This is a genomic window from Streptomyces sp. SID8374 (assembly GCF_009865135.1).
GTDB lineage: Bacteria > Actinomycetota > Actinomycetes > Streptomycetales > Streptomycetaceae > Streptomyces.
Genome location: NZ_WWGH01000001.1, coordinates 1663067 through 1678377, shown reverse-complemented (window position 1 = coordinate 1678377; position 15311 = coordinate 1663067). Strand labels below are relative to the sequence as shown.

Sequence of the window (15311 nt, the reverse complement as noted above, 5' to 3'; positions counted from 1 at the left end):
GTGGAAGCGACCTAGGAACGGTGGTCGGCCACCGCGTCCGGCACGTAAGGGGACTCCACCCGGTCCTTGGCCCGGCGGCGGTCCTCCAGGACGGCCGTCCAGGCGTTGCGGCGGGCGGTGCGCTGGCCGCTGCTCAGCAGCAGCGACTCGACGGCGCGCAGGGCGGTGGTGACGGACGGAATGGCGTGGGCGCGGACCGGTGCGGCCTGCATGGTGTTCCCCCTCGGAGTGAATGCGCCACCCGGGGCGCGGACTGAGTACGGGAAGCAGTGACGGCGGCGGCCGTGGGAGCTGCCGCTGCACGTGTACCTAGGGTCACTGCTTGGTGTTACCAGTGCGTGACCGGGCGGTCAAACACCAATGAACCCTTCATTCCGGTGCTCCGCACGCCGAAGCGGCCCATCCGCGCCCCTCACCTGCGGGGAGCGCACGAGCCGCTTCGTTCCTGCGGTTACTGCTCGGTAGTCCGGGTGAGCGGACTCACACGGTTGCTCACACGGCCTGGGCGGCCGGCACGCTTCCGGTGGCCGCGCCACGGGCCTCCATCGCCTGCTGGAAGAGACGGCCCGCGCGGTACGAGGAACGCACCAGCGGCCCCGACATCACGCCGGAGTAGCCGATCGCGTCGGCCTCGTCCTTCAGCTCCACGAACTCCATCGGCTTCACCCAGCGTTCCACCGGGTGGTGGCGCACGGTGGGCCGCAGGTACTGCGTAATCGTGATGAGCTCGCAACCCGCGTCGTACAGGTCCTGGAGCGCCTCGCTGACCTCTTCACGGGTCTCGCCCATGCCGAGGATCAGGTTCGACTTGGTCACCAGACCGGCCTCGCGGGCCCGCGTGATGACTTCCAGGGACCGCTCGTAGCGGAAGCCGGGGCGGATGCGCTTGAAGATGCGCGGCACCGTCTCCACGTTGTGCGCGAGCACCTCGGGGCGCGAGGAGAAGACCTCGGCGAGCTGCTCGGGCTCGGCGTTGAAGTCGGGGATCAGCAGCTCGACCTTGGTCGCGCCCGCCTCCCGCTCCGCCGTCAGCGTGTGGATCTGGCGGACGGTCTCGGCGTACAGCCAGGATCCGCCGTCCTCCAGGTCGTCGCGGGCGACGCCGGTGATGGTGGCGTAGTTCAGGTCCATCTTGACGACGGACTCGCCGACCCGGCGGGGCTCGTCACGGTCCAGCGCCTGCGGCTTGCCCGTGTCGATCTGGCAGAAGTCGCAGCGCCGCGTGCACTGGTCGCCGCCGATGAGGAAGGTGGCCTCGCGGTCCTCCCAGCACTCGAAGATGTTGGGGCAGCCCGCCTCCTGGCAGACCGTGTGCAGCCCCTCGCCCTTCACGAGATTTTGCAGCTGCTTGTACTCGGGGCCCATCTTCGCCCGCGTTTTGATCCACTCGGGCTTGCGCTCGATGGGGGTCTGGCTGTTTCGGACCTCCAGGCGCAGCATCTTGCGCCCGTCGGGTGCGACAGCGGACACTCCGGCTCCCCTTTGCTTTCTGCTGCGTGGGATTCGCATGGGATTCTTCGGCGAACACCAGGGTACGCCCGTAAATCAAACGGCCTTACGTCTGGCCAACCTGCGGCCGACGGGGCCTATTCCCCGGCCGGTGACGGTGGTCGGGGCTACTGGCCGGTACTACGCCGGGGCCGCGGCCTTCGGCTGCTCGGCCGACTGCTCGGCCGGCCGGTCGATGGTGCGGGGCGCCAGCTCCGCGTTCTCCAGGATGTCCCGCAGGTGCTTCTCGGCGACCGGCAGCACCTCCTCGATGGTGATCTCGCGGCCCAGCTCGTTCGAGAGGGACGTCACCCCCGCGTCACGGATGCCGCACGGCACGATCTTGTCGAACCAGGTGTTGTCCGGGTTCACGTTGAGCGCGAAGCCGTGCATCGTCACACCCTTGGCGACCCGGATCCCGATCGCGGCCAGCTTGCGGTCCTCGCGGCGCTGGCCCGCGTTGGACGGGGCGTACTCCGGGCCGTTGAGCCGCGGGTCGAACTCCTCGTCCTGGAGTCTGGGGTCGAAGTCCAGCGAGAGCCCGCCGAGCGCCTGGCGCTGTTCGACCGGGTCGCCGAGCACCCAGACACCGCTGCGGCCCTCGACCCGCGAGGTCTCCACCCCGAAGTCGGCGGCCGTACGGATCAGCGCGTCCTCCAGGCGGCGGACGTGCGCGACGACGTCGACCGGGCGCGGCAGCTTCTGGATCGGGTAGCCGACGAGCTGCCCCGGGCCGTGCCAGGTGATCTTTCCGCCCCGGTCCACATCGATGACCGGGGTGCCGTCCAGCGGTCGCTCGCTGTCGGCGGTACGACGGCCCGCCGTGTAGACGGGCGGGTGCTCCAGGAGCAGACAGGTGTCCGGCACCAGGTCCTCGAACCGGGCCGCGTGCACCTCGCGCTGCTTCTGCCAGGCCTCCGTGTACTCGACGGCCTCGTCACCGAAGCCCAGACGGACGAACCGCAGCTCGCTCACGACAGATGCCTCCCTACGTCGGGCGCCGTGTGCCCGAAGGGGTGTCCCCGGGATGACGGCACCCTGCACTGATCGCGCCCGCAACCACTGTACGACCGTCACCCGGCCGGCCCACCGGCAGGTGGATGAGGTGCTTCCCGACGTGAGGGAGGTCCGGTCCCTTCTGTCAGCTCTGTCCACAATCCTCACACGATCGGATGAACGTGGAGCAAAGGGTGTCTCCGACCGCCCCGGCGGACGCTAAATTCGCGCCGTTCCCCAGGGGCTGCCCGGGCCCCCGAAGGCAGGAGACCGTACAGCTGATGTCGGAACGACCCCCGCAGCGCACGCCCAACCGCCGCCTCGCCTCTCTCATCGCGGAAGCCGGGTTCTCCCACGCGGGCCTCGCCCGCCGGGTCGATCAGCTCGGCCTCGAACACGGACTGGACCTGCGGTACGACAAGACCTCGGTCACCCGCTGGCTGCGGGGACAGCAGCCCCGTGGCACCACCCCCGCCCTGATCGCCGAGGTCTTCACCCGGCGCCTCGGCCGCCGGCTCTCGGCCCAGGACCTGGGTCTCGACGCCTGCGCACCCGTCTACGCGGGGCTGGAGTTCGCGGCCACCCCCGCCGAGGCCGTCGACATCGTGAGCGGCCTGTGGCGCAAGGACTCGGGTACGCACACCGAGCTGCGCAAGATCGCCTTCACCCCCGCCGGTCTCGTCGTCCCCAGCCGCGACTGGCTGATCGGCCGCGCCGACGAGTGGGTGGCCCGCGACGGCGGGGCGGCCCAGCCGCCCGCCCCGCACCGCAGGGGAGGTGCCGGGGCCGCCGGTGGAGCCCCGGCACCGGGCCGTACGGAGTCGCCGGGCCTGGGACGTACGGCCGAGGCACCCGGCATGGGCCGCACGGAGGCGTCAGGCCCGGGCCGTACGGACGCTTCAGGGCTGAGTCGTACGGACGGGGGGCTGCGCACCGATCTCCGCGGCCTGCCCCGGCCCGGCGGACCTGTGCGGCCCGTCGGTCGGCCCGCTCCTTCCGTCGGCCACCACGCCCCGGCCGGTGGCCAGCCGCCCGGGGCGGACCCGTCCGGAACGGCCCAGCCCGGTCCCGGCGGCCGACCAGGGGTGGGGCCCCTGCCCGGGCCTCTGCCCGGCTCCGGAGCCGCTTCCGGTACGGGTACGGGTACGGAGTCGCTCCCCGTGGTCCCGCGACAGCGGCAGACCGAGCGCGGGCCCGGCCTGCGGGTGGGCCACGGTGACGTCGCGGCGCTGCGGTCGGTCGGTGAGCTCTTCCGCACCCTCGACCACACCTACGGCGGCGGCCACGCCCGCCAGGCCCTCGTGCGGTATCTGGAGCACGAGGCCGAGCCGATGCTCCGCGGGAGTTACGGCGAGACCACCGGGCGCCGCCTCTTCGCCGCGGTCGCCGACCTGACCCGGCTGGCCGGGTGGACCTCGTTCGACATCGCCGCCCACGGCCTGGCCCAGCGGTACTTCGTCCAGGCCCTGCGGCTCGCCCAGGCCGCCGGGGACCGCGGCTACGGGGCGTACGTCCTGATCACCATGAGCCGCCAGGCCGTCCACCTCGGCCACGGCAGGGAGGCCGTCCAGCTCGCCCGCGTCTCCCAGCAGGGCATCGGCTCCTCCGCCCCGCCCCTCGTCCAGGCACTGCTGCACTCGGTCGAGGCGCGCGGCCACGGCATCCTCGGCGAGGCGCGGGCCTGCACCGCCGCGCTGACCCGGGCGGAGCACGCCCTGGAGATCGCGCGCCCCGGGGACGAGGCGCCGCCGTGGGCCCGCCCCTTCGACGAGGCCCAGCTCGCCCATGAGCTAGGCCACTGTCACCGCGACCTCCAGCAGTACCGGGCCGCCGCCCAGCACGCGGAGCGCTCGCTCCAGCTCCGTGCCCCGGCGTACGCCCGTAGCCGGCTGTTCTGCCGGGTGGTGCTGGCCTCCGCCCGGCTGGGCCTCGGCGAGCTGGAGCAGGCGTGCCAGCTGGGGGCCGAGGCCGCCCAGCAGGCCTCGGAGATGCGCTCGGTCCGGGCCGCCGAGTACGTACGCGCTTTCGAGCGCAGCCTGGAGCCGTACCGGGACGCCGCGCCCGTACGCGGTTACCGCGACCGGGTGGCGGCGCTGGGCTGACACCACGCGGGCTCTGCCTTCCGGCCCCCAGCTTCCGGCTGGCCGGGAAGGCGGAAGGCCGGAACCCGGAAGCCGGAAGGCCGGAACCCGGAAGCCGGGGCTGCCGGAAGCCGGAGAGGCCGGAAGGCGAGCCCGCGTACGCCCGTGCGTTGCTACGCCGCTTCCGGCAGCCCCACGCCCCCCAGGTGCGCCGGAGCCACCCCCAGGTCCGTCAGGATCGCCTCGGCCGCCCGGCGCCCCGAGTGCAGCGCCCCCTGGACCGAGCTGGTGTCGCGGTGGTCGCCGCACACGTACAGCCCGGCCAGCACCCGCACCGGCCGGCGCGGGTCGTGCGGGGCCTCCATCGCGGGCACCGCCTCCGGGTCGTGGTGGGCGGCCAGCAGCTCCCAGCCGTCCGTCGGGGTCCCGTACAGCGACGCCAGATGCGTCCGTACGGAACGGTCCAGGTCCGGCGGCGGCGTCCCGAGCACCGTCGACGTGATCAGCGTCCGGCCCTCCGGCGCGCGCGAGGGGTCGACCTCGCTCATCACCGCCGTGTACGCCACCGGCCCCGACCGGTCACCGTCCAGCACCAGCGACCTGCCGGTCGGCGGCGGCGCGGGCGCGGTGTGGTGAAGGACCGTCACCGGGCGGAAGGCGGGCACCCGCAGCCCGGGCAGCAGCTCGGCCGCCGCCCCCGCACCGGTGGCCAACAGCAGGGAGCGGCACCCCAGTTCGCCATGTTCCTTGGTGCGTACGGTGGTGATGTCGGCGGCCGTGACATGCACCCCGGTCCGTACCGTGCCCGGCGGCAGCGCGGCCGCCAGCAGATCCGGCAGCGTCCCCGAACCGCCCGCCGGGACGCAGAGCCCGCCCCGCGCGTAGTCCCGCAGGACCAGATCCGCGCACCGGCTGGACGTGGTGAGGCCGGGGTCGCCGAGCAGCGCGGAGAGCAGCGGACGAAGGACGCCGTCCACCGTACGGGCGGGCATCTGGCCCGCCCTCAACGCGGCGAGCGCCGTCCGCTCGGGGCGGGCCAGGAGCCGGGCCGTCGGGGTGGCGGCCAGCCGGGAGAGCGCCGCGCCGAGCCGGGCCCGGTCGATCGCCTCGGAGACGGTGGCGCTGCTCCTGAGGCCGGAGGTCCTGAGTCCTGTGCCTATGAGGCCGGTCCCTTTGAGTCCTGTGCCTATGAGCCCGGTCCCCTTGAAGCCTGTGCCTTTGGCGCCGAGGCTGCCCCGGGAGACGACGCGCAGGTGGTCCTCGTATCCGCCCGGCGAGCCCTGGGGGGCGCTCGACCGGGTGCGTACGGCTCTGAGTGCGCCCCTCGCGCTCCGTATGTCGGCGGTCCGGTGGCGGCGGCCCTCGCTGTGCACCAGCACCCCGGGCGCGAACTCCCGCAGCTCCGGGGCGCCGAGCCCCGGGATGGCGGTCAGCTCCGGCCAGGAGGTGCAGAGCAGGGGGCCGAGCTGGTCGAGACGGAAGCCGTCCACCTCATGGGTGGCCAGCCGGCCGCCCACGGTGGAGGCCGCCTCCAGAACACTGACGCCGACTCCGGCGCCGGTCAGCAGATGGGCCGCTGAGAGGCCGGCGATCCCGGCCCCGATGATGATCACGTCCGCATGGTGTGCCGTGCTGCGCACAAGCCCCTCCCCGAGTCGGTGCGACTGGTGGGGGGCTCTTGCCCCCAACAGGTCCCCGGAATGCCGGAGTTCGCATCGAGGTTAGGAGGATGGCTGATAGTGGGTCAGACGCGCGTGGCCGGGAGCACCGGGGCACGGGGTCGCACACGGGGCCGCCGTGTCGGGGTGCGGCTCGGCTCGGGGCCGCGCGTCTCCCCGCGTCACGCTCAGCGCAGGGCCGCGCGGATCGCCGCGTCGATGCCGGGGAACGCGAACGAGAAGCCGGAGTCCAGCAGCCGGCCGGGGATCACCCGCTGGCTGCCCAGCACATCCCCGGCGAACTCCCCGAGCGCGACCCGCAGGGCGGGCGCGGGGGCGGTGAAGAGGGTCGGGCGGCGCAGCACCCGGCCCATCGCGGCGGTCACCTCGGCGTTGGTCACCGGGTCGGGGCCGGTCAGGTTCACCGGGCCGGTCAGCGACTCGGTGTCCAGGATGTGGCGCAGGGCGGCGACATGGTCGTGCAGGGCGATGAAGCTCCAATACTGGCGGCCGTTGCCCATCCGACCGCCGAGCCCCGCCTTGAACAGGGGGAACAGCCGCCCCCACGCCCCGCCCTCACGGGCCACCACCAGCCCGGTGCGGGCGTGCACCGTGCGGATGCCCCGCTCCTCGGCGGCGGCCGTCGCGGCCTCCCACTCCTCGCAGACGGAGGGCAGGAAGCCGGCCCCGGGCGGCGCGCTCTCGTCCACGGCACGGTCGCCCGTATCGCCGTAGAAGCCGATGGCCGAGCCGGAGAGCAGCACCTTCGGCGGGGTGTCGAGTGAGGCGACGGCCTCGGCGATCGCGGCTGTGCCCAGCACCCGGCTGTCGCGGATCTCCCGCTTGTACTCGTCGGTCCAGCGGTGGTCGCCGACCCCGGCCCCGGCGAGGTGGACGACCGCGTCGCAGCCCACGAGCCCGGCCACGTCCACGTAACCCCGCTTGGGGTCCCACGCGACCTCGTCCCCGGACCTGGCGGGCCGCCGCACCAGGCGGGCCACCTCGTGCCCGTCGGCACGCAGCGAGCGCACGAGCGCCGCTCCGATGAGTCCGGACGATCCAGTGACGGCGATACGGGAGGTCGGCATGGTGCCATCCTGCCCCACGGACTGGGGGAAACACGGCAGTGGATACGGGGGAAAACACCATGGAGTGCGAAGAACCCGGCATGGGACAGTGACGTCATGTCCGCAACCACCACCCTCCACTCCGTCTCCGTCCGCCCCGCCCTGCCGGCCGACGAGGAAGCCCTCGGGGCACTGGACCGGTCCACCTGGTCGACGCTGCACGCGGTCGTCCCGCAGCCCCGGCCCCCGTACGACCCGTTCTTCGACGAGCGCCACCGTCCCGAGGACCTCTTGGTGGCCGAGGCCGCGACGGAGGGCGAGGCCGAGCCCGGATCCGGTTCCGGGGCTGCGGCCGAGGCCGGTGCGACGCGCATCGCCGGGTACATACGCCTGGTCCCGCCCACGCCCCTCGCCTGCAACGCCCATGTGCGCCAGATACAGGGCCTCGCCGTGGCGGCCTGGGCGCGCGGGGCCGGGGTCGGGCGGACCCTGCTGCGGGCCGCGTGCGCCGAGGCGCGGCGGCAGGGGGCCAACCGGATCACGCTGCGGGTGCTCGGGCACAACACCCCCGCCCGGGCGCTCTACGCCTCCGAGGGGTTCGCCGTGGAAGGGGTGCTGAGCGGGGAGTTCTTCCTGCACGGGCGCTATGTCGACGATGTGCTGATGGGCCGCTCGCTGGCGCCCTGATCCGCGTCGGCCCGCTCAGCGGGGGGCGAAGCGGTCCCAGAGCTCCGGGTAGCGGGCCGCCAGCGCCTCGTCGTCCTCGAAGTCGACCGGGGAGCCCGGCGGCTCGGTGGGCTGCGGCGGCAGGCCCAGGTCGGGTGCGACCACGCCCGTGAGCTGCTCGTACGCCTCGTCGGCCGCGTAGCCCAGCTCCTCACCGTCCCCGTCGATCTCCTCGTCGAACTCCTCCAGCAGCTCCGCCAGGTCGTCCGGGTCGTGCAGCGCGCCCTCGAAGACCTCCCGGCCCTGGCCGATCAGCCAGCACCGGAAGTAGTCGAAGGCGTCGTCGCTCGCCCCGCCGAGCAGCACGGCGGCCGCGCCCCACAGGTCCCAGCGGTAGGCGCGGTTGTAGCGGGCCTCGAAGTGCCGGGCGAAGTCCAGCACGGAATCGGGGTCGAGTTGTACCAGCCGTTCCACGAGCAGGTCGGCCTGCTCCTCGGGGTCGCCCTCGGCTCCCTCGCGGCTGCTGTCGATGATCTCCCAGAATTCCGTCTCGTCCATCACGGGTCCAGCATCCAGCCTGCCGGGACCCCCCGCACGCCCAGACGGCGAAAAGAAGCCTTTCAGCGATATAGATCACTCAGGCGTTCGACCGTCTCGGCGAACCGGCTCCGCAACTCCTCCGGTGCCACGACCTCCAACTCGGGACCCAGCGAAAGGAGCTGGCTGTATGCCACGTCCAGTGACTCCACGGGCAGGACGACCGTGCGCCACCCGTCCGGACCGGCCGGAGGGGCCTCGGAGAGGGCCGTGGCGGCGGCCGCCCGGTCGCCCGCGTGCGCGAGCTGCCGGGCACCGCTCTCGGACACCCGTACGGTCACCTCGGTACGGAGGAGGGACCGGGCGAACTCGGCGGCCCGCTCCTCCCAGAACGCGGGCAGGTCGAAGCTCTCGTCCCGGTCGAAGCGCTCGTCGCACGGCTCCACGGAGGTGAACCGGTCGATCCGGTAGACCCGGAAGTCGTCCCCCGCCCTGGCGCAGAGGTACCAGACCCCGGCCTTGAGGACGAGGCCGTACGGAGCGAGCTCCCGCGCCACCTCCGTACCCTCGCGTCCGTGCTCGCGGCCTCCGCCTCTGCGGTAGCGGGCCCGGAGCAGGCGGTCGTCCCAGACGGCGTCGGCGACGGCGGGCAGGAGGTCCGGGGGCTCCGGCTCGTGGTACCAGGACGGGGCGTCCAGGTGGAAGCGCTGGGCGGCGGAGGCGGAGGCGTCGCGTACGGAGGGCAGCAGTGCGGCCGAGACCTTGAGCCGGGCCGCCGACGCCGCGTCCTCCAGGCCCATCTCGCGCAGCGCCGAGGGCAGCCCGGAGAGGAAGAGGGCCTCCGCCTCGTTCCGGGCGAGGCCGGTCAGCCGGGTGCGGTAGCCGCCGATGAGCCGGTAGCCGCCCGCCCGGCCGCGTTCCGCGTACACCGGGACGCCCGCCTCGGAGAGCGCCTGCGCGTCGCGGGTGACCGTACGCTCCGACACCTCCAGCTCGGCCGCCAGCTCTGCGGCGGTCATGGCGGGGCGGGACTGGAGCAGCAGCACCATCTTGATCAGCCGGGCAGCACGCATGCGCCCATTGTGGCGGCAGCGAAAACCCCCGGCCGCCTGGACCGAGCCCCCGGCCGCCCGGGCCCAGCCCCCGGCCGCCGCCTGCGCCGAACCCCTGACCCCACACGCCGAAACCCCCGGTCGCCGAGGCGGGCGCGTTGTCGGACGCGTCTGCCCCGGCGGCCGGGGGTCAGGTCAGGGTGGTGGATCAGAGGCCGTACCGCTCCCGGGCCTCCTTGACCGCCGAGGCCGGGACCTCGCCGCGCTTGGCGAGCTGGGCCAGCGACGCCACCACGATCGACTGGGTGTCGACCCCGAAGTGGCGGCGGGCCGCCTCGCGGGTGTCGGAGAGGCCGAAGCCGTCCGTGCCGAGCGAGGACCAGTCCTGCTCCACCCACTGGCTGATCTGGTCCGGCACCTGGCGCATCCAGTCGCTGACCGCGAGCACCGGGCCCGGCGCACCGGAGAGCGCCTGGGTCACGTACGGCACCTGCACCTCACCGCGGAGGAGCGCCTCGTCGGCCTCCAGCGCGTCGCGGCGCAGCTCGCCCCACGAGGTGGCCGACCAGACGTCGGCCGTGACACCCCAGTCGGCGGCCAGCAGCTCCTGGGCCTCCAGGGCCCAGTGGATCGCCGTGCCGGAGGCCAGCAGCTGGAGGCGCGGCGCGTCCGCCTTGGCGGGCGTGCCCTCCTTGAAGCGGTACAGGCCCTTGACGATGCCCTCCTCGACGCCCTCGGGCATCGTGGGCTGGGGCTTCGGCTCGTTGTAGACCGTCAGGTAGTAGAAGACGTTCTCGGCCTCGGGGCCGTACATCCGGCGCAGACCGTCCTTGACGATCACCGCGACCTCGTACGCGAACGCCGGGTCGTAGTTGAGCGAGGCCGGGTTGGTGGCCGCGATCAGGTGCGAGTGGCCGTCCGCGTGCTGGAGGCCCTCACCCGTCAGGGTCGTACGACCGGCCGTGGCGCCGACGATGAAGCCCTTGCCGAGCTGGTCGGCGAGCTGCCACATCTGGTCGCCGGTCCGCTGCCAGCCGAACATCGAGTAGAAGATGTAGAACGGGATCATCGTCTCGCCGTGCGTCGCGTACGACGTGGCGGCGGCGATGAAGTCGGCCATGGCCCCAGCCTCGGTGATCCCCTCGTTGAGGATCTGGCCGTCCTTGGCCTCCTTGTAGTACATCAGCTGGTCGCGGTCGACCGGCTCGTACGTCTGGCCCAGCGGCGAGTAGATGCCGGCCGAGGGGAAGAGGGACTCCATACCGAAGGTGCGGGCCTCGTCCGGGACGATCGGGACCCAGCGTTTGCCGGTCTCCTTGTCCCGCATCAGGTCCTTCACCAGGCGGACGAAGGCCATGGTGGTGGCCATCTCCTGCTTGCCGGACCCCTTGTAGAGGGCCTTGAACGCGCGCTCCTCGGGCTGCGGCAGCGGAGCGGAGGCGTGCATCCGGCGGGCCGGGGCGGGACCGCCGAGCGCGGCGCGGCGCTCCTGGAGGTAGCGGACCTCGGGGGAGTCGGCGCCCGGGTGGCCGTAGGGGACCAGGCCGTCCTCGAAGGCGCTGTCGGGGATCGGGAGGCCGAGCAGCTCGCGCATGCCCTTGAACTCGTCGATCGACAGCTTCTTCATCTGGTGGTTGGCGTTCTTGGACTCGAAGCCCTTGCCGAGCGTGTAGCCCTTGACCGTCTGGGCCAGGATCACGGTCGGCGCGCCCTTGTGCTCCACGGCCGCCTTGTACGCCGCGTACACTTTGCGGGCCTCGTGGCCGCCGCGCGAGGTGTAGAAACACTCGGCGATCTTCGCGTCGGTGAGCAGCTTCGCCAGCTCCACGAGGGCGGGCTCGGCGCCGAAGAAGTGCTCGCGGATGTAGGCGACGTCACGGGTGGCGTACGTCTGGAACTGCGCGTCCGGGACCTCCCGCAGGCGGCGCAGCAGCGCGCCCGTGGTGTCCAGCTGGAACAGCTCGTCCCAGGCGTTGCCCCAGAGCGTCTTGACGACGTTCCAGCCGGCCCCGCGGAACTGCGCCTCCAGCTCCTGGACCACGCGGAAGTTGGCGCGGACCGGACCGTCGAGGCGCTGGAGGTTGCAGTTGATGACGAAGGTCAGGTTGTCCAGCTGCTCCCGGGCCGCCAGCGCGAGGGCCGCGGTCGACTCGGGCTCGTCCATCTCGCCGTCGCCCAGGAAGGCCCAGACGTGCGAGTTGGCGGTGTCCTTGATGGAGCGGTTGGTCAGATAGCGGTTGAAGCGCGCCTGGTAGATCGCCGAGAGCGGGCCGAGGCCCATCGACACGGTGGGGAACTCCCACAGCCAGGGCAGCCGCCGCGGGTGCGGGTAGGAGGGCAGGCCCTCGCCACCGGACTCCTGGCGGAAGTTGTCCAGCTGCTGTTCGCTGAGGCGGCCGTCGAGGAAGGCGCGGGCGTAGATGCCGGGGGAGGCGTGGCCCTGGATGTAGAGCTGGTCGCCGGAGCCGTCCCCCTCCTTGCCGCGGAAGAAGTGGTTGAAGCCGGTCTCGTAGAGCCAGGCCGCCGAGGCGAAGGTGGCGATGTGGCCGCCCACCCCGTACCGGGCGCCACGGGTCACCATCGCGGCCGCGTTCCAGCGGTTCCACGCGGTGATCCTCGACTCCATCTCCAGGTCGCCGTCGAACGCGGGCTCGGCGGCGGTCGGGATGGAGTTGACGTAATCGGTCTCCAGCAGCTTGGGCAGCGCGAGACCGGCACCCTCGGCGTGCTGGAGCGAGCGGCGCATCAGGTACGCGGCGCGGTGCGGGCCGGCGGCCTTGGTGACGGCGTCCAGGGAGGCCGCCCATTCGGCGGTCTCCTCGGGGTCACGGTCCGGGAGCTGGTCGAGCTCGCTCGGAAGCTTTCCTACGGGGTCGGTCATGATCGCCGCCTTCCGGAGAGGAGGGGGGTGGAGAAGGCCCTGGCTGGCAGGACAGGGCGATGGGGCCGGTGGGCCCGCGAAGTGAACTGTAAGGCGCTGATCGATGATCGATCAAAGGATTGAAGGCAAAACTTCTCGATACGAAGAAAAGTGGCATGCGGTGCCTCGAAACGGGGCACGGAGTGACGCGAAAAAGCGCGCAAAAGGGGTGCTGACCTGCACGGACGAGCAGGCCGCACGCCAAATGATCCAGTGGCTCAGGCCCGTGGCGCGCAGCCCAGCACATGTGCCTTCACCAAGGCGCCGATCTGCGGGTCCCCGGCGAGGAACGCGTCGATGAGCGCCTGGTGCTCCTCCGCGTACGACTTCTGGACCGTGCCCAGCCAGCGGATGGAGAGGGCCGTGAACACCTCGATGCCGAGCCCCTCCCAGGTGTGCAGCAGCACCGCGTTCCCGGCGGCCCGGACCATCTCCCGGTGGAAGCCCACCGTGTGCCGCACCTGCGCCTCGCCGTCGGCCAGCCGGTCCGCCTCGTACAGCGCCGCCACGTGCGGGGCCAGCGCCGAGCAGTCCTGGCCGAGCAGCGGGGCCGCCAGCTCGGCGGCGATCTGCTCCAGACCGGCCCGTACCGGGTAGCTCTCCTCCAGGTCGGCGGCCGTCAGATTGCGGACCCGCACGCCCTTGTTGGGGGCCGACTCGATCAGCCGCAGGGTCTCCAGCTCGCGCAGCGCCTCCCGTACGGGCGTCTGGCTGACCTCCAGCTCCGTGGCGATCCGGCGCTCCACGATCCGCTCGCCCGGCTTCCAGCGCCCGCTGACGATCCCCTCCACGATGTGCTCGCGGATCTGTTCGCGCAGCGAGTGGACGACGGGCGGGGTCATGAGGTGCTCCTTCGGGGGCAGACCGGTGGTGCCTACATCATCACGGTGGCGGTCGCTGCCCGTGGTGTTTAGACAATACGGCGGCGCCCCCGCCCGGAAGAGTTCCGGACGGGGGCGCCGCTGGTGAGGCTGGTTACAGCCGGAGCGTTCAGAGGCCGAGCTCGACCTCGAACTCACCGGCCTCCAGGATCGCCTTGACCGACGTCAGGTAACGGGCGGCGTCCGCGCCGTCCACCAGGCGGTGGTCGTAGGAGAGCGCGAGGTACGTCATGTCGCGCACCGCGATGGTCTCGCCGAGGTCCGGGTGGTCGATGACCACCGGGCGGCGGACCGTGGCGCCGATGCCCAGGATGGCTGCCTGGTTCGGCGGCACGATGACGGTGTCGAACAGCGCACCGCGCGAACCGGTGTTGCTGATGGTGAAGGTGGCACCGGACATGTCGTCCGGGGTCAGGCCGCCACCGCGGGCCTTGCCGGCCAGCTCGGCGGTCTTCTTGGAGATGCCGGCGATGTTCAGGTCGCCCGCACCCTTGATGACCGGGGTCATCAGACCCTTCTCGGCGTCCACGGCGATGCCGATGTTCTCCGAGTCGAAGTACGTGATGGTGCCCTCGTCCTCGTTGATCCGGGCGTTGATGACCGGGTGGGCCTTCAGCGCCTGGGCCGCCGCCTTCACGAAGAACGGCATCGGGGACAGCTTGACGCCCTCACGGGCGGCGAACGCGGCCTTCGCCTGGTTGCGCAGCTTCATCAGCTTGGTGATGTCGACCTCGACGACCGAGGTCAGCTGGGCCTGCGAGTGCAGCGCCTTCATCATGTTGTCGCCGATGACCTTGCGCATGCGGGTCATCTTGACCGTCTGACCGCGCAGCGGGGAGGCCTCCAGCTTCGGCGCGGCCTTGGCGGCGGCATGGCCTCCGGCAGTCGCGGCGGGTGCCGGGGCAGCGGCGGCGGCCTTGGCGGCCTCCGCGGCGGCGACGACGTCCTGCTTGCGGATACGGCCACCGACGCCGGTGCCCTTGACCGAGCTCAGGTCCACGTTGTTCTCGGACGCGAGCTTGCGGACCAGCGGCGTGACGTACGCGCCGTCGTCACCGGTGGGCGCGGCGGCCGGGGCGGCGGCCGGTGCCGGGGCGGCGGGGGCGGGCTGCGCCGGGGCCGGAGCCGCCGGGGCCGGAGCCGCCGGAGCCGGGGCGGCCGGTGCCGGGGCGGGAGCCGCGGGGGCCTCCTGCTTCGGCGCCTCGGCCTTGGGGGCCTCGGCCTTCGGAGCCTCCTGCTGGGGAGCCTCCTGCTTCGGGGCCTCCGCCTTGGGCGCCTCGGCCTTCGGGGCCTCCTGCTTCGGGGCGGCGCCCGGAGCACCGATGACGGCGAGCTTGGCGCCGACCTCGGCGGTCTCGTCCTCGCCGACCACGATCTCCAGCAGCACACCGGCGACCGGGGCGGGGATCTCGGTGTCGACCTTGTCCGTGGAGACCTCGAGCAGGGGCTCGTCCTCCGCGACCTCCTCGCCGACCTCCTTCAGCCAGCGGGTGACGGTGCCCTCGGTGACGCTCTCGCCGAGCGCCGGGAGGGTGACGTCGGTGCCCTCGGCGGACGAACCGCCGGTGGCGGCCTCGGCGGTCGGGGCCTCGGCCGGAGCCTCGGTCTCGGTCGACGGGGCGGTGGGTGCCTCTTCGGCGGCCGGGGCCGGGGTGGCGGCCGGCTCGGTGGACTCGGCCTGGGCCGGAGCCTCGGCCTCGGCCGGTGCGCCGGAGCCGTCGTCGATGACGGCCAGCTCGGCGCCGACCTCGACGGTCTCGTCCTCGGCGACCTTGATGGACGACAGAACGCCGGACGCGGGGGCCGGGATCTCGGTGTCGACCTTGTCGGTCGAGACCTCGAGCAACGGCTCGTCGGCCTCGACGCGCTCGCCCTCGGCCTTCAGCCAACGGGTGACAGTGCCCTCGGTGACGCTCTCGCCGAGCGCCGGAAGGGTTACGGAAACCGACATGGTTTCAGTTGCTC

12 protein-coding genes are annotated in these 15311 nt (G+C 72.6%); 2 read left to right on the top strand and 10 right to left on the bottom strand.

The genetic code is table 11. The features are described 5' to 3' along the window. Positions 1 to 11: 11 nt before the first annotated feature. The 3 genes from GTY67_RS07530 to lipB form a co-directional block, all read right to left on the bottom strand. Positions 12 to 212 carry a hypothetical protein gene (locus GTY67_RS07530; protein ID WP_093686094.1) on the bottom strand — a complete coding sequence of 67 codons (201 nt, stop codon included), beginning with the start codon at positions 210 to 212 and terminating at the stop codon, positions 12 to 14. A gap of 280 nt (positions 213 to 492) precedes the next feature. Further along, entirely contained in the window at positions 493 to 1470 is a 978-nt protein-coding gene (gene lipA / locus GTY67_RS07525; protein WP_093686095.1) for a lipoyl synthase, read from the bottom strand. Positions 1471 to 1629: 159 nt separating this feature from the next. Next, positions 1630 to 2463 carry a lipoyl(octanoyl) transferase LipB gene (gene lipB / locus GTY67_RS07520; protein WP_093686096.1) on the bottom strand — a complete coding sequence of 278 codons (834 nt, stop codon included), beginning with the start codon at positions 2461 to 2463 and terminating at the stop codon, positions 1630 to 1632. Positions 2464 to 2765: 302 nt separating this feature from the next. Here lipB and GTY67_RS07515 point away from each other — a divergent pair, with 302 nt between their 5' ends. Next, a complete protein-coding gene (locus GTY67_RS07515) occupies positions 2766 to 4586 on the top strand; it encodes a regulator (RefSeq protein WP_161278163.1) in 1821 nt (606 codons plus the stop codon). 152 nt (positions 4587 to 4738) lie between these two features. Here the strand turns inward: GTY67_RS07515 and GTY67_RS07510 are convergent, their stop codons facing one another. Together GTY67_RS07510 and GTY67_RS07505 are read right to left on the bottom strand one after the other, a co-directional pair. After that, positions 4739 to 6205, bottom strand: a complete 1467-nt coding sequence (locus tag GTY67_RS07510; RefSeq protein ID WP_161278162.1) for an FAD-dependent oxidoreductase — start codon at positions 6203 to 6205, stop codon at positions 4739 to 4741. 206 nt (positions 6206 to 6411) lie between these two features. Beyond that, positions 6412 to 7311, bottom strand: a complete 900-nt coding sequence (locus GTY67_RS07505) for a TIGR01777 family oxidoreductase (protein WP_093686099.1) — start codon at positions 7309 to 7311, stop codon at positions 6412 to 6414. 96 nt (positions 7312 to 7407) lie between these two features. Here GTY67_RS07505 and GTY67_RS07500 point away from each other — a divergent pair, with 96 nt between their 5' ends. Next, positions 7408 to 7977 carry a GNAT family N-acetyltransferase gene (locus GTY67_RS07500; RefSeq protein WP_161278161.1) on the top strand — a complete coding sequence of 190 codons (570 nt, stop codon included), beginning with the start codon at positions 7408 to 7410 and terminating at the stop codon, positions 7975 to 7977. A gap of 15 nt (positions 7978 to 7992) precedes the next feature. Here GTY67_RS07500 and GTY67_RS07495 read toward each other — a convergent pair whose 3' ends face one another. The 5 genes from GTY67_RS07495 to sucB all read right to left on the bottom strand — a co-directional run bounded on the left by GTY67_RS07495 (position 7993) and on the right by sucB (position 15297). Further along, positions 7993 to 8514 carry a DUF4240 domain-containing protein gene (locus GTY67_RS07495; RefSeq protein WP_161278160.1) on the bottom strand — a complete coding sequence of 174 codons (522 nt, stop codon included), beginning with the start codon at positions 8512 to 8514 and terminating at the stop codon, positions 7993 to 7995. Between the two features lie 62 nt (positions 8515 to 8576). Then, positions 8577 to 9566 (bottom strand): WYL domain-containing protein, encoded by a 990-nt coding sequence (locus GTY67_RS07490; protein ID WP_161278159.1) that lies wholly within the window; start codon positions 9564 to 9566, stop codon positions 8577 to 8579. A gap of 187 nt (positions 9567 to 9753) precedes the next feature. Beyond that, on the bottom strand, positions 9754 to 12426 hold the full coding sequence (gene aceE / locus GTY67_RS07485) for a pyruvate dehydrogenase (acetyl-transferring), homodimeric type (protein WP_161278158.1): 2673 nt from the start codon (positions 12424 to 12426) through the stop codon (positions 9754 to 9756). Between the two features lie 257 nt (positions 12427 to 12683). Beyond that, on the bottom strand, positions 12684 to 13307 hold the full coding sequence (locus GTY67_RS07480; RefSeq protein WP_015608089.1) for a GntR family transcriptional regulator: 624 nt from the start codon (positions 13305 to 13307) through the stop codon (positions 12684 to 12686). Positions 13308 to 13455: 148 nt separating this feature from the next. Further along, positions 13456 to 15297, bottom strand: a complete 1842-nt coding sequence (gene sucB / locus GTY67_RS07475; protein ID WP_161278157.1) for a 2-oxoglutarate dehydrogenase, E2 component, dihydrolipoamide succinyltransferase — start codon at positions 15295 to 15297, stop codon at positions 13456 to 13458. Positions 15298 to 15311: the final 14 nt, after the last annotated feature.